The sequence below is a fragment of the Streptomyces tremellae genome (genome assembly GCF_039540215.1).
Taxonomy (GTDB): domain Bacteria; phylum Actinomycetota; class Actinomycetes; order Streptomycetales; family Streptomycetaceae; genus Streptomyces; species Streptomyces tremellae.
Genome location: NZ_BAABEP010000003.1, coordinates 106,610 through 129,012, shown reverse-complemented (window position 1 = coordinate 129,012; position 22,403 = coordinate 106,610). Strand labels below are relative to the sequence as shown.

Genomic DNA, 22,403 nt, shown 5'->3' with positions numbered 1-22,403 from the left:
GCGGGGCGGCCCCACGGCAGGGTGCGTTCCCGCGGTGGGTGTTGCGCGGCCCGCCGCGACCGGCGGAGGGGCGGGGCGGGCCGCGCACGCGGCGTCAGGGGGAGGCGGCGGTCTCGGGGCCGGGACCGGGCTCGGGCTCCGCGGCGGCTGCCCTGCTGCCCTCGATCACGTCGATACGGCCCCGCTTGCGGAACCAGTAGTACGCGAATCCGGCGACGGCGATCACGCCGATGTACAGGAAAGCGCCCCACTTGAGGTACCAGTGGTGAGGGGAGGTCGCGTTGTAGACGCTGGCGCGGGGCCAGGCGAGGTTGACCGCCATGGCGCCGCCCCACAGGACCGCGACGATGTTCACCGGCAGGCCGAACTTCCCGAGCGAGAAGCGGCCTTCGGCGGGCTGCCACCGCCCGCGCAGCCGCTGCCACAGCATCGGCGCCGTCACCGACAGGTAGGCCAGGTAGATCATGATGATCGCGATGCTGGTGACCACGGAGAAGATCTGCGGCTGGTCGATGTTGAGGACGAGGATCCCGATGGCGACAAGACCGATCACCACCGCGGGCACGATCGGCGTCTGGAACCGCGGGCTGACCCTGGCCACCGCGGACGACGCCGGCAGTCCGTTGTCGCGCGCCATCGCGAAGGCGAGCCGGATGCCCGCGGTGTGCACCGCGAGCTCGCAGACGGTGATGGCGATGAACACGCACCACAGCACGGCCTGCCCGACCGACGAGCCGAGCGTCGAGAGGACCACGAACTGCAGTCCGTCCGTGGAGAGTTTGGAGGAGTTCAGGTCCGGCACCGCGAGCAGCGCGAACAGCAGGATCAGACCGCCGATGACGAACGAGGCGACCAGCGCGCGCAGGATGGCCCGCGGCGCGTTGCGGCTCGGGTTGCGCGACTCCTCGCCGAGCGAGGACGCCGTGTCGAACCCGTACATCACGTACGCGGAGGCGAGTGACGCGGTGAGGAACGCGCCGAAGTAGCCCATCGACTGGCCCTGCCCGAGGCCGTGGGTCTGGGTGATCGTGGCGGGTCCGCGCGTGACGTGCACGGCCAGCAGGACGATCAGGACCACGGCCGCGACCAACTCGACCAGCACACCCGCCGAGTTGATGCGCGCCATCAGCTTCACCCCGAACGCGTTGACCAGGGTGGTGAAGACGATCAGGCACGAGCCGAGGAACACCGCGTTCTTCGCCGCGTCCGTGGGGTGGCTGCCGTCGCCGATCACCCAGAACACCGACGAGATCTGCGGCAGCGTCTGCTGGTAGGCCAGGGCGACGGCCGAGAGCGACACCATCGTGGCCGTCACCATCATCCAGCCGCCGAGCCAGCCCAGGTGCGGACCGCCCAGTTTCTTCGACCAGTTGTAGATCGATCCGGCGACGGGGTAGCGGGCGGCCAGCTCGCAGAAGCACAGCGCCACCATCAGCTGGCCGACGAACACCATCGGCCAGGACCACCAGTAGGCGGGCCCGCCGAAGCCCACACCGAAGTAGAACAGCTGGAAGGTCCCGGTGAGGATCGAGATGTAGCTGATGCCCGCGGCGAAGGTGTGGAAGTTGCCCAGCGTGCGCTTGAGCTGGGGCTTGTAGCCGAAGTCCGACAGCGACTCGTCGTCGTCGCGGTCTCCCTGCCCGGGAGCGGCGGCGGTCACTCGAACCACCTCAGCGGGGCCGGTTGCAGATTGCGCCACACGTGCTTGGCCTCCTGGTACTCGGCGAGGCCGGAGGGGCCCAGTTCTCTGCCGAAGCCGGACTGCTTGTAACCGCCCCATTCGGCCTGGGGGACATAGGGCTGGAAGTCATTGATCCACACGGTGCCCGCCCGCAGCCGCGACGCCACCCGGTGCGCCTTGCCGACGTCCCGGGACCACACGGCGCCCGCGAGACCGTAGACGGTGTCGTTGGCGAGGGCCACCGCCTCCTCCTCGGTGTGGAAGCGCTCCACGGTCAGCACAGGGCCGAACGACTCGTCCCGCACGACCGACATGCCGGCGGCGCAGTCGTCGAGCACCGTCGGCAGGTAGTAGAAGCCGTCGGCGAACTCCGGGCCGTCGGGGCGCTTTCCGCCGCATCGAAGCACCGCGCCCTCCGCGAGGCCTGCCGCCACGTACCGCTCGACCTTCTCGCGGTGCGCGGCCGAGATCAGCGGCCCCGTCCGCGCGTGCTCGTCGAACGGGCCGCCCAGCGGGATGGCCCTGGCGCGCTCCACCACGTCGTCCACGAAGCGGTCGTGCAGCCCGTCCTCCACCAGCAGACGCGCGCCCGCGGAGCACACCTGGCCCGAGTGGAGGAAGACCGCGGTCAGCGCGTAGTCGACGGCGGTCTCGTAATCGGCGTCGGCGAACACGATGTTGGGGTTCTTGCCGCCGAGTTCGAGCGCGACCTTCTTCACCGTCGGCGCCGCAGCCGCCATGATGCGGCGGCCGGTGACGAGTCCGCCGGTGAAGGAGACCATGTCGACGCGTGGGTCCTCGGTGAGCGGCGCGCCGGTCTCCGCGCCCGTGCCGAGCACCAGGTTCGCCACCCCGTCGGGCAGCCCCGCCTCGGTCAGCAGCCGCATCAGGTGGATCGCGGTGTGCGGAGTCAGCTCGCTGGGCTTCAACACGAACGTGTTGCCCGCGCCGATCGCGGGCGCCACCTTCCACGCGGTCTGCAGCAGCGGGTAGTTCCAGGGTGTGATGAGCGCGCACACGCCCACCGGCTCGTGGACGACGCGGCTGTCCACGGCCGGGTTCCCGGTGTCCACGAGGCGGTCGGTGCCGCCCGCCGCCACCAGGTTGCCGAAGTACCGGAAGCAGTTCGCGATGTCGTCCATGTCGAACTCGCTCTCGACGAACCGTTTCCCCGTGTCGAGGGACTCGGCACGCGCGAGCGCCGCCTTGTCGCGCTCCAGCAGCTCGGCGACCCGCAGCAGCAGCCGGCCGCGCTCGGCCGCCGCCGTGCGCGGCCAGGGGCCGCTGTCGAAGGCCTCCCGCGCGGCGCCGATCGCGGCGTCCGCGTCCCGGGGCCCGGCCTCGTCGACCGTCGCGACCAGGGTGCCGTCCGCGGGACACCGGATCTCCCGGAGTCTCCCCTCGACCGCCGACCTCCACTTACCGCCGATGAACAGCTCAGGCATGCACGCTCCTCCCATTGGGTCGAGGTGCCTACCCGGATGATCGTCCGGCACACCTGACATGTCCCGACCGTGTCCTCGGGCCGGTGGCTCGCGCCCGGGGCCCGCCATGAGACGACCGTAAGGAGAGCCCGCAGGATCCGCAGCACGGGGTGGGCCGTACAGCCCGGCGTATGACCGGGGAGCGGGCGGACCGGGCCGGCGGCTCAGCTCCGCTGGGCGCGGTCCAGCTCGCGCAGGCGCGCGAGCGCCGGGGCGCGGCGCTCGCCGGGCAGCGCGGCGGCGAGCGCGCGCCACGCCGCGAGGTCCTCCTCGCCCCACGGGCTGTGCACCCAGTCGGCGAGCAGCACCGGATCCGCCCTGGCCACCAGCGCGGCCCGCAGCTGATCGGCCAGCCGCCGCCGCAGGCGGGCCACGGCGGGCGCCTGCGAGGCGGGCAGCAGCGGGCCCGCGTACGCGTTCGCCGCCGCCGTCACCGCGCCGGACGCCAGCAGCCGCTCGACGGCCGCGAAGTCCGTGTCGACCCGGGCGGCCAGCCGGTACGGCCGCGACCGCAGCAGCTCGGGTCTGAGGACCGACCGCAGCCGGGAGAGCTCCGCGCGCAGCGTGACGGGCGTGACCGACTCGTCCTCGTACAGCTCCACCAGCAGCTCGTCGCCCGACACGCCCTCCGGCCGCGCGGCCAGGACCGTCAGGATCTCGCTGTGGCGGCGGCTGAGCACCGTCCTGCGGCCGCCCGCGGCGAGCAGCGCCTCGTCCCTGCCGAGCGCCGTCAGCCGTGCCGCCTCCGGGGGAGCGGCGGGGGTGAGGAGCGCGAGGTGCGCCTGCGCCGCCCTGGCCACCGCGCCGACGAAGGCCAGGCTGTGCGGGTGCGCGAGACGGTCCCCGCCGGTGACGTCGACCGCGCCGAGCAGACGGCCCGTACCCGGGTCGTGCACCGGCGCGGCCGCGCAGGTCCAGCGGTGTACGCGGCGCCTGAAGTGCTCGGCGGCGAAGACCTGGACCGGCCGGTCCTCGGCGATCGCGGTGCCCGGCGCGTTGGTGCCCGCGACCGCCTCGGCCCAGTCCGCGCCCGGCACGAAGTTCATCGCGTCGGCCCGCTTCCTGACCCCGGCGTGGCCCTCCACCCACAGCAGCCTGCCGCGCGCGTCGCAGACCGCCACCAGGTGCTCGCCGTCGGTGGCGTATCCGCCGGTCAGCTCGCGGATCAACGGCATCGCACGGGCCAGCGGGTGCGCGTCGCGGCAGGCGGCGAGCGCCTCCTCGGACAGCTCGACGGGCGGGGTGCCCTCCGGGCTGACCCGGGCGCGCGCCGAGCGCAGCCAGGACGCGGCGACCACCGGCCGCACCGGCCGCTCCACCCGTCCCGCCGCGGCGAACGACTCGTACGCCGTGCCCAGTTTCCTGCGCCGCTCCGCCGGGTCGGCCCCGGCGCCGAGCGCCACCCATGACTCGGTCAACACGGCCTCCCGGGGCCCCGATCCACCGGACACCGGCCATCGTCGCGCCGCCGGGAGAGCGCGGCAAGCACCGTGCACGGACGCGGCCGTACCGGGCGCCTCAGTGCCCGGGGAGCAGCGCTGCCGTCTCCCGCAGGTGGCGGTGGACACCGCGGTGCGGCTCGCCCGCGGGCAGCCACTCCTTGCGGATCTTCGCCACGCACGTGTAGTTGGTGTCGCAGACGTTGGCGACGGGCGCCTCCCCGGCCTGCGAGACCAGCTGGTACGCGTCCAGCTCGGACAGCCCGTAGTCCCGGGCCAGCCACCGCACGAGGTCGAGCTGCGAGACCCGGAACGCGTCCTCGAGCGGCTTCGCCGACCCCGTCGACATGATGTGCGTGTCCGACTCGATGCGCGGCCACGGCGTGGCGACGCCCTTGAGCAGCTCCACCACGACGACCGTGTTCATCGCGCACTCCACCGCGACCCCGCACGTCTCGCCCTCGCCCTGCCGCGCGTGCCCGTCGCCGAGGCTGAGCAGCGCGCCCTCGACGTTCACCCCCAGGTAGCAGGTCACCCCGGCCCGCATCTCCGGCGTGTCCATGTTGCCGCCGTGGGCGTCGGGCACCAGCGCGGAGCGCACCTCCAGGTGGGCGGGCGCGACGCCGACGGTGCCGTGCATCGGGTCCATCGGCAGGTCGACCGCGAACGCGCTGTCCCGCGCGTCGAACCGGCAGGTCCCGCGCTCCCGGTCCAGCTGCCACATCCACACCACCTCGGGCAGCGGCGACTGGAGCGTCGCCGTCGTGGGCGTCGACGTCAGCGCCCCGAACAGCGGCACCGTCGTCGACACGGCCCAGTCGCGCGCCGGCTCGATCGACACGAAGTGCACCGCCACGGTGTCGCCGGGCTCCGCCCCCTCGATGTGGAAGGGGCCAGTCTGCGGATTGAGGAAGGGGAACTCGCACACCTCGGAGACCAGGTGGTCCACCGACCGCACCCGGCCCGCGAAGCAGTCCTCGGTGAACAGGTCGAGGACGGTGCCAGGCGTGATCCGTGCCACCGGCGCGCTGCCGCCGAACGTCCAGGCGTAGTCCCCCTGCTCGGGCCGTACGGTCAGGATCCGCGGGTCGCTCATGGGCGTGCTGCTCCCGTCTCGGGGTGGCGCGCCGCGGGCGCGGCGCCGGCCCACCGTACGAGCACCGCCCGCCCGTGCGGAAGGCGCCCGGCCGGGGCGCGCGCCCCGGACCCGCCGGTCAGGCGGTCACCGGATGCGGCCGGCCCCCGGGGCGGGATGCGGCCGGCCCCACCCCGCCCCGGGGGCCGGCCGCCGCGGGTCCTGGTGGTGCCGCCATGGCCGCCCAGCGCCCCCGAAACCTAAGTTCTCTGAGGTCAGCGTGGGCGTCGCGCCCGCCGTCCGTGCGGTGCGGAGGAGTCCGCCCGCCCACAGACCGGAGTCCTCTCATGTCCCAAGCCGTCGCCTCCGCCGCTGAGGCCCCGCCCGGGCGGGCGCCCGCGTCCGCCGCGGCGCCCCGCACGACTACCGGCAGCGAGTTCGCGCCGCTGCTGCGGCAGGTCAGGGAGCAGGGGCTGCTCGAGCGCAGGGCCGGCTGGTACACGCGCACCGTCACCACGGGCCTGATGGCGCTCGGCGCCATCGTCTACGGGCTCGTCGCGCTCGGCCCCACCTGGTGGGCGCTGCTGCTCGCGCCGCCGTTCGCCGTCGTCACCGCGCGCATGGCGTTCATCGGGCACGACGCCGGACACTCCCAGATCACCGCGAACAGGTCCACGGGCCGGCTGGTCCAGCTGGTGCACGCGAACCTGCTGCTCGGCATGAGCCAGGAGTGGTGGAACGACAAGCACAACAAGCACCACGCCAACCCCAACCACGTCGGCAAGGACCCGGACGTCGCCCCCGACGTGATCGTCTTCACCAAGGACCACGCGGCGGGCCGCACCGGCTTCGCCGGCCGGCTCACCCGGCACCAGGCATGGCTGTTCTTCCCGCTGACGACGCTGGAGGGCGTCGCCCTCAAGATCCACGGATTCCGCGCCGTCTTCTCCCGCGGCGGCCCCGTGCCGCCCGCGCGCAGGACACGGGAGGCCACGCTGCTGCTCGTCCACGTCGCCGCGTATGTCTCCCTGCTGGTCACGACGCTGTCGCCGCCGCAGGCGCTGGTGTTCCTGCTGATCCACCAGATGCTGCTCGGGCTGCACCTCGGGATGTCCTTCGCGCCCAACCACAAGGGCATGCAGATGCCGGAGCCCGAGGTCTACGAGACACTCGGCCACCTGCGCAAGCAGGTCCTGACCTCGCGGAACATCCGCGGCGGCGTCCTGACCGACTGGTTCCTCGGCGGGCTGAACTACCAGATCGAGCACCATCTCTTCCCGAGCATGCCGCGCCCGCACCTGCGCCTCGCCCAGCCGCTGGTGCGCGCGTACTGCGGCTCGCTCGGCATCCCGTACACGGAGACGGGTCTCGTCGACTCCTACCGGCAGGCGCTCGCGCACCTGCACGAGGTCGGCGAACCGCTGAGGGCGGACGCACAGGGGAACTGATGCGCGTGTCCACGCGTTGTACCAGGCAGTGAGCGGCGACAGCCGCAGAGGAGGCGTCGTAGATGTCGAGAAGGGCAAAGATCGCTGTCGGGGGAGTGGCCGTCGGCCTCGTTCTGTGGATCATGACCAGCTTCTGGATCGCGCTGATCGTCATGGTGGGGGTGCCCGCCGTGGCGTACCTGGCGCTGGACTCGTCGCAGCGCAAGCGGCTGCGGAGGATCAGCAGGCGCGAACTCGGCCGCTGACCTCTCGCGCCCTCCCAGGACCGTCCGGGCCGCCGGCCCGGCGCACGGCACCGCCCGTCTGTCCACGGCGGGCGGTGACGCGCGCCTACGGGCCTGCCGCTCGCGCGGATCTGTCACACGGGGCGTACGGCGCCGGCGTCGAGCGCGCTGAGCAGGCCCGGCAGCGCGGCGCCGCGCCCCACGGGCAGCACGGTCCCCGGCTCGTCGTCGAGGAGGACGAAGGCCATGTCGTCGGTGCGCGCGACGAACGACCAGCCGGGCCCATCGGCGCGCAGCGTGCGCGCCCCTTCGGGGGCGAAGCTTGAGCGCACCCTGCCCACGGGCGGCGGCTGCTCCACATAGCCGTGCAGGCTCCTGAGGACCCGCCGCACGGCGGGATGGCTGACCGCGGGGGGAGCGGCGCCCGCGCCGTCGTCCCGCGCCTGTGCGCCCGACGGCTCCCCGCCAGAACCCTCGACCTCTACTCCAGGGTGCGACTCGGGGTCGCGCGCGCCGGTCTCTCCCTCGGCCTGAGGTGCGGACCCGGATCCCGTGACCGGCTCCGCGGAGTCGAACGCCGCGCGCCAGGCCGGCCACTGCGCCGCGATCTCGTCGGCGCCCAGCCGGCGCTGCGCGGGGCCCCAGCTGCCGGTGTCCGGGGGCGAGAGCGGCTCGGCGGGCCCCGCCGGGTCGTGCGGCTCGGGCAGGCCGGGGGCCGAGACCGTCAGGGCCAGCGGCCAGCCCGGCAGGGCCGCGATCACGGTCTCCTCCCGGGGCGAGAGGTCGTGCTCCATGCCGCAGTCCCACGCGGCGATCGCCACGGCGACCACCGACGCGTCGTCCACGACCACCGTCCACCGCGCCCCCGCGCCGTCCTGGCCGAGCACCAGCCCGTACCCGCGCTCGTCACAGGGCAGTCCCAGGGCCGCGCACGCCTGGGGGAAGTCGTCGCCGAGCACCGAGGGGAACTGGGCGGGCGTCAGCAGCGCCGCCGTCAGGACGTACAGCGCGTCCTCGTCGGCTGACTTCTCCGTGGTGGCCACCTGCAACTCCCGTCCTGTCGGCTGCCGGAGACCTTAACCAGTCGGTAACCCGGACGTCGAGGGGCCTGCGGTGCAGGTGCCGTGACGGTTCCGGGGCTCCCCCGGTGCGTCTCCGGGGCTGCCCCGGACTGTCTTCAGGGCTGTCGCTGTGCCTCCGCGCCACCCGGGTCCCGGCCGTACGCCGCGGCTCCGTCCACCCCGCGCGCCGCGAGCGCGAGGAACCGGTCGTCCTCGTCCGTGTACGAGGTGAGGCGCCACCCGGAGCGCGCGAGCAGCGGCCGGAGCCGGGGCTCGGCCCGCAGGTCGTCCGGCGTGAGCCGGCGTCCCTGCCGGGCCGCGAGCGCCGCGCGGCCCACCGGGTGGAAGAGGGCGAGCACGCCACCGGGCCGCACCACGCGGGCGAGTTCCCGCAGGTTGCGCACCGGCTCGGGCAGATGCGCGACGAGGCCCGCCGCGAAGACCGCGTCGAGCGCCCCCGCGCACAGCGGGAGCGCCGCCACGTCGGCGAGGAGCAGCGTGCCGCTCGACCGCCTGCCGAGCCGCGCCGCCTGCGCCAGCATCTCGGGCGTGATGTCCGCGCCGAGCACGGTACCGCCGGGGCCCACGGCCGCGCGCAGCGGCGGCAGGGCCCGGCCCGTGCCGCACCCCGCGTCGAGGACCCGGTCGCCCGGGCGCAGGCCGAGCGCGTCCACCGCGGCCGCGTACGCCGGGCCGTCGTCAGGGAACTTCGCCTCCCAGCCGGCCGCCCGCTCGCCGAAGAACTGCCGTACCTGCGCGAGATCGCGTGTCATGCGCCCATGATGCTCCCGGCCCGCGCTGGGCTGCCTCGGCGGTGGGGGTTCAGTTCAGTCCCCCTGCGGCTCCGGGGCGTGCGCGTCCCCACCCCGCGGCCGCTGTCCACGTCTGCGGGCCCGCGAGGCCCGCAGGTCGGCCGCGTTCCCGCAGGTGCGCACGGAGCGCCGGACGCCGCTGTTGTTCCGGGACGCGTCGTAGAAGGCGGAGCCGCCCGCCTCGTTCCTGCAGAGCTTGAGCCGCGGCCACACCCCTCGAACTGTGCGCGCATGACCTCGGCCCAGACCGCGGACTCGACCCACGCGGCGCCGCTGCCCACCGGTACGACCGCCACCTCGCCGTCCGGTGCGGGGGCGAGCTGCACGGACGTGGAGGGGATGCCCGGAGTGGGAGGGCGCGGCCCCGCGCCCGCGGGCAGCAGCGCGCCTCGTGGACATCCACTTGGTGTTGTCGTGGCTTCCCGGCCACGGCGCCTACAGCGCGTCCAAGGCCGCCTTCTGGTCCCTGACGAACTCGCTGAGGCTGGAGCTGGCGCCCGCGGGCACCCAGGTGCTTGGCGTGCACCTCGGCTACGCCGACACGGACATGGCCAAGGCTCTCGACGTGCCCAAGATCGCCCCTGCGGCGGTGGCGTCCGCCGTGATGGAGGCCTTGGAGAACGGGGAGAAAGAGGTCCTGGTCGACGACGTCAGCAGGAGGGGCAAGGCCGCCCTCTCGGGCCCCGTGGAGGCGCTGACACTCGGCCGCTGACGCGCGCCCCGGCCGAAGGCCGTGCGGGAGGTGGAGGCCGTGTTGGGTCGGGCGCGGCCGGAGGCCGTGCGGGGGCGGAGGCCGTGCGGGGGCGGAGGCCGTGCGGGGGCGGGCGCCACGGCGCCCGCCCCCGGCCGTTCAGTCGGCCACCGCGGCGTACGCCGTGACCTTGTCGAGGCGCAGCCGCACGACGAGTTCGCCCGGCACCGCGTTGCGCTCACCGAACGCCCTGGCCTGTTCCGCCCCCATGTACCGCCCGGCGACCCCGGTCGCGACGGACAGCAGCTCGTCCGGGTCCTCACTGACCGTCACAGGGCCCCGCACCAGCACGAAGGCGAAGGGCGGGCGCTCGTCGTCCACGCAGAGCGCCGCCCGTCCCTCGCGCAGCAGATTGCGGCCCTTCACGGTCTCCTTCCCCGTGTTGAACACCAGGTCGTCTCCGTCCACCAGGAACCAGATGGGCGCCACGTGCGGCGCACCGTCCGCCCCCACCGTCGCCAGCTTCCCGGTGCGCGTGCCCTCGGAGAGGAAGGCCCGCCACTCGTCCTCGTTCATTCGATCGCTCATGCCCGCCATCATCGGCCGCCGCGCCCTCCCGCGGGGTGCGACGCCCCGGACGCGGGGCACTCCTTGCCCAGGGGTGGGCGGTGCGCCACGCTTACGAGCACGGTCGGCGGCACACTCCGAGCGGCGGGACACGAAGGGGCGGGAATGGCGGCGGACAAGGGACTCGACTGGCTGCTCGACGATCTGACGGAGCGGGTCGACCACATACGGCACGCGCTGGTGCTGTCCAACGACGGCCTGGTGACGGGGGCGAGCTCGGGCCTTCTGCGGGAGGACGCCGAGCATCTGGCCGCGGTCTCCTCCGGCCTGCAGAGCCTGGCGCGCGGCTCCGGGCGCCACTTCGGGGTTGGCGAGGCGCGGCAGACCATGGTCGAGTTCGACGAGGCGCTGCTGTTCGTCACCGCGGCGGGCGACGGCAGTTGCCTGTGCGTACTGAGTACGGCGGAGGCGGACGTCGGCCAGATCGCGTACGAGATGACACTGCTGGTGAACCAGGTCGGCGAACACCTCGGTGTCTCCGCACGTGAGCGCGGTACCTCCCTCGACGGCGGCTGACGCTCGGCCGGCTCCCTCACCCGTGCTCCCGCGGCACCCCCGGCGCGTTGTCCACAGGGAGTTGTCCACAGGCGTCGCGGAGAGTCGCGGAATCCGGCTACGGTGACCACCGGGCGTAGTCGCGGTGGCCGCAGCGGGCGGCCTGTCACGGGGGAGTACGGATATGTCGGAGCGCAGACCGCGTGCGCTGGACGGCGGCGCCGACGGTGACGGACCGCTCGGTGCGGACCGCGCCGCTCGGCAACTGGGCTTGACGCGCGGTGAGTTCGGGCTCGCCGTGGACCTCGGTCACGTACGGGCGGCGGCCCGGGGACTGCTCGGCGCCCCACGGGTCGCGCGGAGCGAGATCGGCAGGCTGCGGGCGGAGGAGGGCTTCCCCGACGCCCTGCGCGAGCGGGTGCGGACGGTGGACGCGGCGCGGGGTGCCGAGCTGATGGACATCAGCCCCGGCCGGTTCCTGCGGCTGGCGCGGGCGGGCGCCCTGGTGCCGGTCCGCTTCTGTCTGAACCGCTACCGGGCGGTCGTGTGGCTGTATCTCGTGCAGGAACTGCTCGCGTTCGCGGCCGCGGAGCCGCTCCTGCTCCGCGGCCGGCTTCCCCTCCCGCTGCGCCTGGGCACGGAGAGCGGGGACCGCCGCGCGCCCGGCTGGCGGGCGCGCAGGACCGCCGGCCTGCTGCGGCAGGCGACGGGAGCCTGGGAGCGCGCGGCAGCGGCCTCGGCCGCACTCCCGGAGGAGGAGTTGGAGCGTCTGCTTCCGGACGCGGCGGAGAGGGCCGGGCTGCTGGCCCTGCGCCCCCGTATGGCCGCCGCAGGACCGCGGACGGAGCGGGCCCGCGAGGCGCAGGAGGGCGTGACCACGGCCCGGGACCCGGAGGAGATCCGCTGGTACGGGACGCACGCCCGGGCTCTCCTGGGACTGGCGAGGGCGCTGGAGCGGGAGGCGCCGGTGTGCGCGGCGCCGCGTGGCCTGCCTCCAGGTCCCGGCGCGCGGAGCCGGACCTGAAGGCAGGCCGGTTCAGTCCCTGACGTGCAGGACGATCTTGCCCTGGGTCCTGCCCTGCTCGCCCCGGCGGTGGGCCTCGGCGGCGCTGTCGAGCGGCAGCACGTCCGCGACCTCGACCCGGATCGCGCCCAGGTCGATCAGCTCGGCGATCCGGGCCAGAGCGGGCCCGTCCGGCTCGACGAGGAAGGCGTTCGCGCGCACCCCGCGCGCCGCCGCCCGCTCGGCGAGGTCGGGCGACGCGCCGGACGGCACGGCCACAAGGATGCCGCCCCTGCGCAGGGTGGCGAGCGACCGGGTGCTCGTAGCGTCGACCTCGTCGCCGACCAGGTCGATCACGGCGTCCACGTCGGAGACGGCGTCCTCGAAGCGGACCGAGGTGTAGTCGACCACCTCGTCGGCGCCGAGTGCGCGGAGCCAGTCGTGCTTGGCGGCGCTCGCCGTGCCGATGACGTACGCGCCCAGGTGCTTGGCGATCTGCACGGCGAAGTGCCCGACGCCGCCGGCGGCCGCGTGGACGAGGACGCGCTGTCCCTTCTCGACGTGGGCCGTGTCGACGAGGATCTGCCAGGCGGTGAGCGCGGCCAGCGGCACGGCGGCCGCCCGGTCGTGGTCGATGCTCCGCGGCTTGAGGGCGAAGTGCCGGGAGGGCGCCGTCACGTACTCGGCGTACGCGCCGGCCGGGCGGGGGAACCACGGCATGCCGTAGACCTCGTCACCGACCTTCAAGGTGTGCACGCCGAAGCCGACCTCGCTGACGACGCCCGAGACGTCCCAGCCCAGGACGAACGGCGGTTCGCCCAGCAGTCCGGCGACGCCGCCGTCGGCCCGCGACTTCCAGTCGACGGGGTTCACCCCGGCCGCGTGCACCTCGACCTGGATCTCCGTCGGCAGGGGGCTGGGCTTCGCCACCCGGCCCGGGTGGAGGACCTCGGGGCCGCCGAGGGCGTCCTGGACGACGGCGCGCATGGTTTCTTCGCTGCTCATGACGGTTTCTCCCGGAAAGGCACGAACGGATGGAACGGACGGGCGGACCGGCGGGACGGACCCAGGAGTCCGCCCGCCGGACCGCGGCTTCAACGCTATCTTCGGGGTACTGGTATCCCGCAACGGTGGCTACTATCCGAGGGGAAGTAAGCGGCCGGTGCGAGGCGCCCGGCGCACGAGAGGACGAGACCATGGCGGTCGCCTGTACGACGGGAAGCCACGCGGACCACGACGTCTACGCGGCCCTGTGCCCCTGCCGGGACGTCCTGACGCTGCTGGCCAACAAGTGGGCGGCGCTCGCCATCGGCGCGCTCGAGGACGGGCCGCAGCGCTTCGGGGCCCTGCAGAAGAGGCTTCAGGGCGTGAGCCCGAAGGTGCTGACGAACACGCTGCGGCGGCTGGAGGACTTCGGCTTCGTGGACCGCACGGTCTATCCCGCGGTGCCGCTCCACGTGGAGTACGCGCTCACCGCGCTCGGTGAAAGCGTCGCGGTGCCGCTCGGCGCCGTGCGTACCTGGGTCGAGGACCACCTCGACGACATCCGGGGCACGGCCGCGGAGTCCGCCGGGTGTGGAGCGGAGTGAGGTGTGGACAGGGTGAGGGCGCGGACGGCGGACGGGCCTCCGCCCCGCGCCTCCCCACCGTGCGGACGCCCGCCCGGACGACACACCGGCCGGGGCGGGGGCCGCGGAGCGGGGCCCTCGGCCCCACAATGGGCACGACCGCACGGACACGCCTGACGAACTCAGTCGGAAGGACCGGAACTTGCGTATCGACCTCGCGGGAAAGACCGCTCTCGTGACCGGCTCCACCCGGGGCATCGGGGCCGCCATCGCCACCGGCCTGGCCAGGGCGGGTGCCCGGGTGGCCGTCAACGGCCGCACCGAGGAGTCCGTCGACAAGGCGCTCGACCAACTGCGCGACGGCACGCCGGGCGGGGACTTCGTCGGGGTGCCGGGCGACGTGGCGACCGAGGACGGCACCCGCGCCGTGCTGGGCGCGCTGCCGCGCACCGACATCCTCTGCAACAACCTCGGCATCTTCGGCGTGCAGCCCGCCCTGGAGATCAGCGACGACGAGTGGCGCCGCTACTTCGAGACCAATGTGCTCTCCGGCATCCGGCTCACCCGCGCCTACCTGCCCGGCATGACGGAGCGCGGGTTCGGGCGGGTGCAGTACATCGCCAGCGACTCCGCCGTGGTCATCCCCGCCGAGATGATCCACTACGGCGTCTCCAAGACCTCGCTGCTCGCCGTGGCGCGCGGGTTCGCCAAGGCGGCCGCGGGCACGGGCGTCACGGTGAACTCCGTACTGGCCGGGCCGACGCACACCGGCGGGGTCGAGGAGTTCGTCTACCAGCTGGTCGACGCCGACCTGCCCTGGGAGGAGGCGCAGCGTGCCTTCATGCGCGAACACCGGCCGCAGTCCCTGCTCCAGCGGCTGATCGAGCCCGAGGAGATCGCCAACATGGTCGTCTACCTCAGCTCGCCGCTCGCCTCCGCGACCACCGGCGCCGCGGTCCGCGTCGACGGCGGCTACATCGACTCGATCGTCCCGTGACCCCCACGGCGGCGGCCCGCTGAGGCCCGCGCCGACACGGGCGGGCGGGCCGACCGATTGCCGGCCGACCGATTGCCGGCCGACCGATTGCCCGCCGACCGATTGCCCGCCGACCGGGACCGTCCGCCCGGGCGGGCGCCTCCGCGAGAATTTCCAGCACCTCGGAGCAGGCGGCGGAGCGCCTCGGCGCGGTCGCCTGAGCGCCCCGGCGCGGCCGGCGGTGCGCCTCAGCGCAGACGGCGCGTCGAGCTGCGGACGACCAGTTCGGGCTGGAGGACCACCGCGCGGTGGGTGTGCTCCTCGGCCCCCTCGCCCGTCTCCTCCATCAGCATCCCGGCGGCCGTACGACCCATCCGCTCCGCGGGCTGGCGCACCGAGGTCAGCGGTACGACGGCCGCGGCGGCGAACTCGATGTCGTCGTAGCCGACGATCGAGACGTCGCCCGGCACGTCGACACCAGCGCCGTACATGGCCTGGAGGACGCCGAGCGCCAGCAGGTCGTTCGCGCAGAACACCGCGGTCGGCCGCTCGGGCAGGCCGAGCAGCCGCGCCCCCGCGTCGATCCCCGAAGCCACGTCGAGGCGCCGGGCCTCGACCTGCCGCAGCGCGTCGTCCGGCAGCCCCGCCTCGCGCAGCGCCCGCAGCGCGCCCGTGCGCCGGTCGCGGCACTGCGCGAGCTGCATCGGGCCACTGATGTAGGTCACCGAGCGGTGGCCGGCCGCCAGCAGATGGCGTACCGCGAGGGTCCCGCCCGCCACGTCGTCCACCGAGACCGAGCACCCCTCGGCCCGTGGCACCGCCCGGTCCACGTGCACGTAGGGGATACGGCGGCGTGCGAAGTCCCGTAGGTTGCGGCCCGTCGGATCGGCGGGAGATACGAGGACGCCCCGGACCCGCTGCTCGGCGAAGAGGGAGAGGTACTCCGCCTCCTCCGCCGCGCTGCCCGCGCTGTTGCAGAGCATCACCCCGAGCCCCGCCTCGCGGGCCGCGCGCTCGGCGCCCTTGGCCATGGCCACGAAGAACGGGTTCGCCATGTCGAGCACCAGTATCGCCAGGATCCTGCTCGTACCGACCCGCAGCTGCCGCGCGGTCTCGCTGCGCACGAAGCCGAGCTCGTCGATCACGGCGCGCACCCGCACCCGGGTGCTCTCCGCGACCTTGTCGGGCCGGTTGAGCACATTGGACACGGTGCCGACCGAGACACCGGCGAGCCGGGCCACGTCCTTGATGCCCACCGTCCGCGCCACGCCGTCCGCCCTCACTCGCCCCGTCCCGCCACCACCCCGTGCCGTCCGCGGACCGGGGTCCGGACACCGGACCCGGGCCCACCATCATATGCGCGACACGCAGGGAGGGACGGTGCGCACCGGCCGCGCCGGGCGGCCGTCCGGCGGCGGCCTTCCTCCCCGCCGCCCGGGCGGGACCCGGCGCCCGGGCCCCCGCCCCACGCCGTGGCGAGCCACGCGCCCCGCCCCGCGAAGGGCCCGCGCCCGCCGCGGGCCGCGGGGTCGTCAGGCGCCCCAGCCCGCCTGCGTGCCGCCCACCCGGTCGGCGACGACCTTCTGGCCGTAGCCGGACGCGCGGTAGGCGGCGAGCGGGTCGGCGTCCGCGCCGAGCTCGTCGCGCACCTCGGCCACCAGCGGGCGCACGTCGGTGTTGTAGGCGTCCATCAGTACGGCGTTGGCGCCCAGCACGTCGCCCGCGCGCTGCGCCGCGGCCAGCGCCTCGCCGTCGACGAGCAGCGCCTTGGCGGTGGCCTCCTGCACGTTCATCACCGAGCGGATGATCGCGGGGATCTTCTCCTCGATGTTGTGGCACTGGTCGAGCATGAACGCGATGCCGGAGTCCAGGCCGCCGCCGTGCACCACCTCGTACATGATCCGGAACAGCTGGAACGGGTCGGCTGCCCCCACCATGAGGTCGTCGTCCGCGTAGAAGCGGGAGTTGAAGTCGAAGCCGCCGAGCTTCCCCTCCCGCAGCAGCATCGCCACAATGAACTCGATGTTCGTGCCCGGCGCGTGGTGGCCGGTGTCGACCACCACCTGCGCCTTCGGGCCGAGTTTGAGGCAGTGCGCGTACGCCGTGCCCCAGTCCGGCACGTCGGTGGCGTAGAAGGCCGGCTCGAACAGCTTGTACTCGAGCAGCATCCGCTGCCCCTCACCGAGCCGCTCGTAGACCGCGGACAGCGCCTCGGCGAGCCGGCCCTGACGGGCGGCGATGTCGTCCTGCCCCGGGTAGTTGGTGCCGTCCGAGAACCAGAGCTTCAGGTCCCGGGAGCCCGTGGCGTCCATGATGTCGACGCATTCCAGCAGGTGCCCGAGCGCCTTGCGGCGCACCGCCGGGTCCGGGTGGGTGACGGAGCCGAGCTTGTAGTCGTCGTCCTGGAAGACGTTCGAGTTGACGGCGCCGAGCCGCAGCCCGAGGTCGCCCGCGTACGCGGCCAGCACGGAGTAGTCCTCGACCCGGTCCCAGGGGATGTGCAGGGCCACCGTCGGGGCCACCCCCGTGTGCGCGTGCACCCGCGCCGCGTCCGCCAGCTTCTCCTGCGGCGAGCGGGGCACCCCGGGCTGGGCGAACACCTTGAAGCGCGTGCCGGAGTTGCCGAAGGCCCACGAGGGCAACTCGATCGCCTGCGACTTCAGCGCGGCCTTGGCCGCGGACACAGCGGACTGACCTGTCATCTCTCGGAGCTCCCGTGGTGGGGACCCGCCGCGCGGGCCGTTGCGGCAACGCAGCCCCCGTCCAACGCATCGAACGAGATGCTGAATCGTTTCATTCGACGTTCAACGTAAAGGACGCCCCACGGGCAGTCAAGACTTCTGCCGCGCGCGGCGGATCCCGCCCGGAGTGGCACGCTCCGCAGCCATCTCCTGGGTGCGCGCCGGAAAATGTCGAGCACACCCGTTGACGCCGTCGGGCGGCGGCGTCTAGCTTCCCTGGCATCTTCTTTGAAACCTTTCATGGCCAGGAGTCCGGCCACGCCGAGGAGCCTTCGATGAACCAGCCCGACACGGGCGGAGCCCCTGTTCTCGCACTGAAGGACGTGAGCAAGTCCTTCGGCGCGGTGCGGGCCCTGGAGGGCGTGTCCCTCCAGCTCTTCCCCGGCGAGGTGCACGCGCTCGCCGGGGAGAACGGCGCGGGCAAGTCCACCCTGATCAAGACGCTCGCCGGGGTGCACCGGCCGGACGGCGGGCAGGTGCTGCTCGACGGACGGCCCGTCACCTTCGGCGGACCCGCCGACGCGCGCGACGCCGGAATCGCCGTCATCTACCAGGAGCCCACGCTCTTTCCCGACCTCTCCGTCGCCGAGAACATCTTCATGGGCCGTCAGCCGCGCCGCGCGCTCGGCAGGATCGACCGCGCGGCCGTGCGCGCCACCACCGAGGCGCTGCTGAAACGGCTCGGCGTGCCGCTCGACCCCGACCGCCCGGCACGCGGCCTGTCCATCGCGGACCAGCAGATCGTGGAGATCGCCAAGGCGCTCTCCTTCGACGCGCGCGTGCTCGTCATGGACGAGCCGACCGCCGCGCTCACCGGCAGCGAGACAGCCCGCCTCTTCGCCGTCGTACGGGCCCTGGAGGCGGAGGGCGCCGCCGTCCTGTTCATCTCCCACCGCCTTGAGGAGATCTTCCCGCTCTGCTCGCGCGTCACCACCCTGCGCGACGGCCGGCTCATATCCTCCGAGCCGCTCGACGGGCTCACCGAGGACGACCTGGTGCGCCGGATGGTCGGCAGGGACCTCGGCGAGCTCTACCCCAAGCAGCGGACGAAGCTCGGCGAGACCGCCCTGACGGTCCGCAGGCTGACCAGGGAGGGCGTCTTCCACGACGTCTCCTTCGAGGTGCGGCGCGGCGAGATCGTCGCCCTCGCGGGGCTCGTCGGGGCGGGCCGCAGCGAGGTCGCGCAGGCCGTCTTCGGCGTGGACCGCGCGGACGCGGGCGAGGTAGAGGTGGCGGGCCGGATCCTGCCGAAGGGCTCGCCGACCGCCGCCATGGCCGCTGGACTCGCCCTCGTGCCCGAGGACCGCAGGCAGCGGGGCCTGGTGATGGAGATGTCCATCGAGCGCAACATCGGCCTCACCGGGCTCGGCGCCCTCGGCCGGGCCGGACTCGTGCGCCGCGTACTCGAACACGGCCGCGCCGCCGACTGGGCCGTACGGCTGCAGCTCAAGTACAACCGGCTCGCCGACCCCGTCGGCGTCCTCTCGGGAGGCAACCAGCAGAAGGTCGTCCTTGCCAAGTGGCTCGCCACCGAGCCCGCCGTCCTCATCGTCGACGAACCCACCCGCGGCATCGACGTCGGCACCAAGGCCGAGGTGCACCGCCTGCTGTCCTCGCTCGCCGCGGACGGCCTCGCCGTCCTGATGATCTCGTCCGACCTGCCGGAGGTCCTCGGCATGGCCGACCGGATCCTCGTCATGCACGAGGGCCGCGTCGCGGCCGAGATACCCCGCGCCCAGGCCACCGAGGAGTCCGTGATGGCCGCCGCGACCGGGCGCGAGAGGGCGGCGGCATGACCACCCTGACCGACGAACCCACCGCGGCGGCCCGGGCGCCGCGCTCCGCGCGCTCCCTCGTCGACACCGTCTTCCGGGCCCGCGAGATCAGCATCGCCGGCGCCCTCGTCCTGCTGATCCTGGGCACCTGGATCGCCAACCCGCGCTTCCTCGACAGCCAGGGCGTCAAGGACCTGCTGCTCAACGCGTCCATCCTGGTGCTGCTCGCGATCGGGCAGTCGGTGGTCGTCATCACCCGCAACATCGACCTGTCCGTGGGGTCCGTCACCGGCCTCTCCGCCTTCGCCTGCGGCAAGTTCACCGCGGACAGCCACCACGGCGTGCTGGTCACCCTGCTGCTCGGCGTCCTCATCGGGCTCGCCTGCGGGCTCGTCAGCGGATGCCTCGTCAGCTTCGGCCGGGTCCCCGCCCTCGTGGTGACCCTCGGCATGCTCTACGTCATCCAGGGCCTCGACTACTGGTGGGCGCACGGCGACCAGATCAACGCAGCCCAGGTGCCGGGACCGCTGCTTCGCCTCGGCAGCGGAAGCGTCCTCGGCATCCCCTACCTGCCGCTGATCGCGGTCGTGCTGCTCGCCCTCACCACGTACTTCCTGCGCGGCTACCGCGCCGGGCGCGAGCTGTACGCGATCGGCTCCAACCCGGAGGCGGCGCGCCTCGCCGGCATCCCCATGCGCCGCAGGGTCCTGGGCGCCTACCTGTTCTCCGGCGCCGTCGCCGGATTCGCCGGGGCACTGTGGCTCGCCAGGTTCGGCACCGTCGTCGCGGACAACGCGCACGGCTACGAGCTGACCGTCGTCAGCGCCGTCGTCGTCGGCGGGGTCGCCATCACCGGCGGCACAGGCACGGCCTGGGGCGCGGCGCTCGGCGCCCTGCTGGTGACCACCATCGGCAGCGCCCTCGTGGTGCTGAAGGTCAGCTCGTTCTGGCAGGGAGCCATCACCGGTGCCCTCCTGCTCGCCGCCATCAGCATCGACCGCGTCGTCAACCTGCGGATGACCGCAGCACTGAGGAAGAGGAGCGCCCGCCATGGGGCCTGACACCCGCAGCCCCGCGACCGGCTCGGCACCGGCGACGGAGCCCCGGTCCGCCGCTGCGGCCCGGCTGCGCTCGCTCGGCCTGCGCTGGGACACGGCCGTCGTCGTGCTCCTGGTCGCCGTCTTCCTCGTCGGCCTCGGCACGACCAGCGGCTTCACCGGCAGCGGCAACCTCGCCTTCGCCTTCAACGACATCTCCGAGGTCGCGCTGATCGCGCTGCCGATGACGCTGCTCGTGGTCGCGGGCGAGATCGACCTGTCCGTGGGCTCCATGCTCGGCCTCAGCAGCGCGCTCGCGGGGGCGCTGTGGAACGCGGGCTGGGCCTTCGAGGCCATCGTGCCGCTCGTCCTCGTCGTCGGCGTGCTCGGCGGCCTGCTCAACGGATGGCTCGTCACCCGGGTCGGACTGCCCTCGCTCGCCGTGACCATCGGCACCCTCGCCCTCTACCGCGGGCTCGCCTCGGTGGTGCTCGGAAGTGACGCCGTCACCGGCTTCCCCCAGAAGTACGCCGACTGGACCGCCAACACCACGACCGTGCCCGGCACCTTCCTGACCTATCCGGTGGTGCTGTTCGTGGTGCTCGCCGCCGTCACGGCCTTCGTACTGCACTCCACGTCCTTCGGCCGGGCCCTGTTCGCGATCGGCGCCCAGGAGGAGGCCGCCTTCTTCGCGGGCATCCGCGTCAAGCGCTACAAGCTGCTGCTGTTCGTCCTCACCGGCCTGCTCTCCGCCTTCGCCGGCATCGTCTTCACCCTGCGCTACGGCAGCGCGCGCGCCGACAACGGCACCGGATACGAACTCCTCGTCATCAGCGCCATCCTGCTCGGCGGCATCGACTTCGACGGCGGCAAGGGCACCCTCGCGGGTGCCGTCGCCGGCACCCTGCTCGTCGGCGTGCTGCGCAACCTGCTCACCCTGAACGACGTGCCCAACGAGGTGCAGACCGTCGTCACCGGCCTGCTCCTCGTCGCCTCCGTCCTCACCCCGCGCGTCATCGGTGCCGTCACCGAGCGGCGGCAGCGACGCGCCGCCACCCTGCGCACCGCCGCCACCTGAGGCCCCCGCCTCCCCACCCTGCCCCGCCCCACCACCCGCGGCCGGCCGCCCGGCCCCGCGCACCCGCCCTCCCGAGCGACCCTTCCGAAAGGCCACGACCCATGACGATCCGTACCACCGCCCGCGGACGGGCCGCCGCAGCCGCCGCCGTCTGCGCCCTGGCCGTCTCGCTCGCCGCCTGCTCAGGCACGACCAAGAACGACGCGCAGAGCGACTCGGCGGGGGCCGCCGCGAGCTCCGCCAAGGCGGATCCCGACGCCCCGCTGAAGAAAAACCTCAAGCTGGCGTTCCTGCCGAAGCAGATCAACAACCCGTACGAGAAGATCGTCGACGACGCGGGCATCGCCGCGGCCAAGGGCTTCCAGGGCACCGCGAAGGAGGTCGGGCCCTCCGACGCCAGCGCCTCCTCCCAGGTCTCCTACATCAACACGCTGATCCAGCAGCGGCAGAACGCGATCCTGATCGCCGCCAACGACCCCAACGCGGTCTGCGGCCCCCTGAAGCAGGCCATGAAGCAGGGCATCAAGGTCGTCTCGTACGACTCCGACACTGCCAAGGACTGCCGGCAGATCTTCATCAACCAGGCGAGCTCCGAGGACATCGGGCGCAGTCTCATCCAGCACATGGGCAAGCAGATCGGCTACAAGGGCAAGATCGCGATACTCTCCGCGACCCAGAACGCCACCAACCAGAACACCTGGATCGACTACATGAAGAAGGAGCTGAAGGACCCGAAGTACAAGGACATGCGGCTGGTCAAGGTCGCCTACGGGGACGACGACGACCAGAAGTCCTTCCAGCAGACGCAGGGCCTGCTCCAGGCGTACCCCGACCTCAAGGGCATCATCTCGCCCACCACCGTCGGCATCGCGGCGGCCGCACGCTACCTCGACGACTCCTCGTACAAGGGCAAGGTCGTGCTCGGCGGCCTCGGCACACCCAACCAGATGCGCAAGTACGTCAAGGACGGCACGGTCGCCGAGTTCTCCCTGTGGAACCCGGAGAACCTCGGCTACCTCGGCTCGTACGCGGCCGCCGCGCTCGCCTCGGGACAGATCACCGGCGCGCAGGGCGACACCTTCACCGCGGGCAAGCTCGGCAAGTACACGGTCGGCAAGGACGGCGAGGTCATCCTCGGCGCGCCCACCGTCTTCACCAAGGCCACCATCGACCAGTTCCACTTCTGAG

At 73.3% G+C, this 22,403-nt stretch carries 22 protein-coding genes; 11 read left to right on the top strand and 11 right to left on the bottom strand.

The annotated features are described in order from the left end of the window. Positions 1–94: 94 nt before the first annotated feature. The 4 genes from ABEA77_RS04260 to ABEA77_RS04245 all read right to left on the bottom strand — a co-directional run bounded on the left by ABEA77_RS04260 (position 95) and on the right by ABEA77_RS04245 (position 5,700). Positions 95–1,660 (bottom strand): APC family permease, encoded by a 1,566-nt coding sequence (locus ABEA77_RS04260; protein WP_345641336.1) that lies wholly within the window; start codon positions 1,658–1,660, stop codon positions 95–97. Then, complete coding sequence (locus ABEA77_RS04255; protein WP_345641333.1) at positions 1,657–3,126, bottom strand: aldehyde dehydrogenase family protein; 1,470 nt, start codon at positions 3,124–3,126, stop codon at positions 1,657–1,659. Before ABEA77_RS04255 ends, ABEA77_RS04260 begins: the two co-directional genes overlap by 4 nt. Positions 3,127–3,329: 203 nt before the next feature. Continuing rightward, a complete protein-coding gene (locus ABEA77_RS04250; protein WP_345641330.1) occupies positions 3,330–4,583 on the bottom strand; it encodes a GAF domain-containing protein in 1,254 nt (417 codons plus the stop codon). A 100-nt stretch (positions 4,584–4,683) separates the two neighbouring features. Beyond that, the gene (locus ABEA77_RS04245) at positions 4,684–5,700 is read right to left on the bottom strand and encodes an acetamidase/formamidase family protein (protein ID WP_345641328.1); all 1,017 of its coding nucleotides are present in this window, start codon (positions 5,698–5,700) and stop codon (positions 4,684–4,686) included. 326 nt (positions 5,701–6,026) lie between these two features. Here ABEA77_RS04245 and ABEA77_RS04240 point away from each other — a divergent pair, with 326 nt between their 5' ends. Next, positions 6,027–7,127 carry a fatty acid desaturase family protein gene (locus ABEA77_RS04240; protein WP_345641325.1) on the top strand — a complete coding sequence of 367 codons (1,101 nt, stop codon included), beginning with the start codon at positions 6,027–6,029 and terminating at the stop codon, positions 7,125–7,127. Between the two features lie 62 nt (positions 7,128–7,189). Next, positions 7,190–7,372 (top strand): hypothetical protein, encoded by a 183-nt coding sequence (locus tag ABEA77_RS04235; RefSeq protein WP_345641322.1) that lies wholly within the window; start codon positions 7,190–7,192, stop codon positions 7,370–7,372. A gap of 113 nt (positions 7,373–7,485) precedes the next feature. On the opposite strand, the gene ABEA77_RS04230 is transcribed toward ABEA77_RS04235, so the two are convergent. The 3 genes from ABEA77_RS04230 to ABEA77_RS04220 form a co-directional block, all read right to left on the bottom strand. Then, positions 7,486–8,394 carry a hypothetical protein gene (locus ABEA77_RS04230; RefSeq protein ID WP_345641319.1) on the bottom strand — a complete coding sequence of 303 codons (909 nt, stop codon included), beginning with the start codon at positions 8,392–8,394 and terminating at the stop codon, positions 7,486–7,488. Between the two features lie 134 nt (positions 8,395–8,528). After that, positions 8,529–9,185 carry a class I SAM-dependent methyltransferase gene (locus ABEA77_RS04225; protein WP_345641317.1) on the bottom strand — a complete coding sequence of 219 codons (657 nt, stop codon included), beginning with the start codon at positions 9,183–9,185 and terminating at the stop codon, positions 8,529–8,531. Positions 9,186–9,239: 54 nt separating this feature from the next. Then, the gene (locus tag ABEA77_RS04220; RefSeq protein ID WP_345641315.1) at positions 9,240–9,623 is read right to left on the bottom strand and encodes a CGNR zinc finger domain-containing protein; all 384 of its coding nucleotides are present in this window, start codon (positions 9,621–9,623) and stop codon (positions 9,240–9,242) included. Between ABEA77_RS04220 and ABEA77_RS04215 the strand changes: the two genes are divergently transcribed. Beyond that, a complete protein-coding gene (locus ABEA77_RS04215) occupies positions 9,616–9,936 on the top strand; it encodes an SDR family NAD(P)-dependent oxidoreductase (protein ID WP_345641312.1) in 321 nt (106 codons plus the stop codon). The genes ABEA77_RS04220 and ABEA77_RS04215 overlap by 8 nt on opposite strands. 138 nt (positions 9,937–10,074) lie before the next feature. Here ABEA77_RS04215 and ABEA77_RS04210 read toward each other — a convergent pair whose 3' ends face one another. After that, on the bottom strand, positions 10,075–10,503 hold the full coding sequence (locus ABEA77_RS04210; protein ID WP_345641309.1) for a PPOX class F420-dependent oxidoreductase: 429 nt from the start codon (positions 10,501–10,503) through the stop codon (positions 10,075–10,077). A 144-nt stretch (positions 10,504–10,647) separates the two neighbouring features. On the opposite strand from ABEA77_RS04210, the gene ABEA77_RS04205 reads away from it, so the two are divergent. Together ABEA77_RS04205 and ABEA77_RS04200 are read left to right on the top strand one after the other, a co-directional pair. Beyond that, positions 10,648–11,058, top strand: coding sequence for a roadblock/LC7 domain-containing protein (locus tag ABEA77_RS04205; protein ID WP_345641306.1), 411 nt, complete (start codon positions 10,648–10,650; stop codon positions 11,056–11,058). A gap of 163 nt (positions 11,059–11,221) precedes the next feature. Then, a complete protein-coding gene (locus ABEA77_RS04200) occupies positions 11,222–12,061 on the top strand; it encodes a DUF6397 family protein (RefSeq protein ID WP_345641302.1) in 840 nt (279 codons plus the stop codon). Between the two features lie 12 nt (positions 12,062–12,073). Here ABEA77_RS04200 and ABEA77_RS04195 read toward each other — a convergent pair whose 3' ends face one another. Beyond that, positions 12,074–13,045 carry an NADP-dependent oxidoreductase gene (locus ABEA77_RS04195; protein ID WP_345641299.1) on the bottom strand — a complete coding sequence of 324 codons (972 nt, stop codon included), beginning with the start codon at positions 13,043–13,045 and terminating at the stop codon, positions 12,074–12,076. A 191-nt stretch (positions 13,046–13,236) separates the two neighbouring features. On the opposite strand from ABEA77_RS04195, the gene ABEA77_RS04190 reads away from it, so the two are divergent. Together ABEA77_RS04190 and ABEA77_RS04185 are read left to right on the top strand one after the other, a co-directional pair. After that, a complete protein-coding gene (locus ABEA77_RS04190; protein WP_345641297.1) occupies positions 13,237–13,629 on the top strand; it encodes a winged helix-turn-helix transcriptional regulator in 393 nt (130 codons plus the stop codon). A 181-nt stretch (positions 13,630–13,810) separates the two neighbouring features. Continuing rightward, positions 13,811–14,605, top strand: a complete 795-nt coding sequence (locus tag ABEA77_RS04185) for an SDR family NAD(P)-dependent oxidoreductase (RefSeq protein ID WP_345641294.1) — start codon at positions 13,811–13,813, stop codon at positions 14,603–14,605. 227 nt (positions 14,606–14,832) lie between these two features. On the opposite strand, the gene ABEA77_RS04180 is transcribed toward ABEA77_RS04185, so the two are convergent. Continuing rightward, complete coding sequence (locus tag ABEA77_RS04180) at positions 14,833–15,852, bottom strand: LacI family DNA-binding transcriptional regulator (protein WP_345641291.1); 1,020 nt, start codon at positions 15,850–15,852, stop codon at positions 14,833–14,835. 264 nt (positions 15,853–16,116) lie between these two features. Continuing rightward, positions 16,117–17,286 carry an L-rhamnose isomerase gene (gene rhaI, locus ABEA77_RS04175; RefSeq protein ID WP_345641288.1) on the bottom strand — a complete coding sequence of 390 codons (1,170 nt, stop codon included), beginning with the start codon at positions 17,284–17,286 and terminating at the stop codon, positions 16,117–16,119. A gap of 314 nt (positions 17,287–17,600) precedes the next feature. Between rhaI and ABEA77_RS04170 the strand changes: the two genes are divergently transcribed. The 4 genes from ABEA77_RS04170 to rhaS all read left to right on the top strand — a co-directional run bounded on the left by ABEA77_RS04170 (position 17,601) and on the right by rhaS (position 22,402). After that, positions 17,601–19,121 carry a sugar ABC transporter ATP-binding protein gene (locus ABEA77_RS04170; protein WP_345641285.1) on the top strand — a complete coding sequence of 507 codons (1,521 nt, stop codon included), beginning with the start codon at positions 17,601–17,603 and terminating at the stop codon, positions 19,119–19,121. Next, the gene (locus ABEA77_RS04165; RefSeq protein ID WP_345641282.1) at positions 19,118–20,161 is read left to right on the top strand and encodes an ABC transporter permease; all 1,044 of its coding nucleotides are present in this window, start codon (positions 19,118–19,120) and stop codon (positions 20,159–20,161) included. Before ABEA77_RS04170 ends, ABEA77_RS04165 begins: the two co-directional genes overlap by 4 nt. Then, positions 20,151–21,215, top strand: coding sequence for an ABC transporter permease (locus ABEA77_RS04160; RefSeq protein ID WP_345641279.1), 1,065 nt, complete (start codon positions 20,151–20,153; stop codon positions 21,213–21,215). The genes ABEA77_RS04165 and ABEA77_RS04160 overlap by 11 nt, the downstream gene beginning before the upstream one ends. 101 nt (positions 21,216–21,316) lie before the next feature. Beyond that, positions 21,317–22,402, top strand: a complete 1,086-nt coding sequence (gene rhaS, locus ABEA77_RS04155; protein WP_345641276.1) for a rhamnose ABC transporter substrate-binding protein — start codon at positions 21,317–21,319, stop codon at positions 22,400–22,402. Position 22,403: the final 1 nt, after the last annotated feature.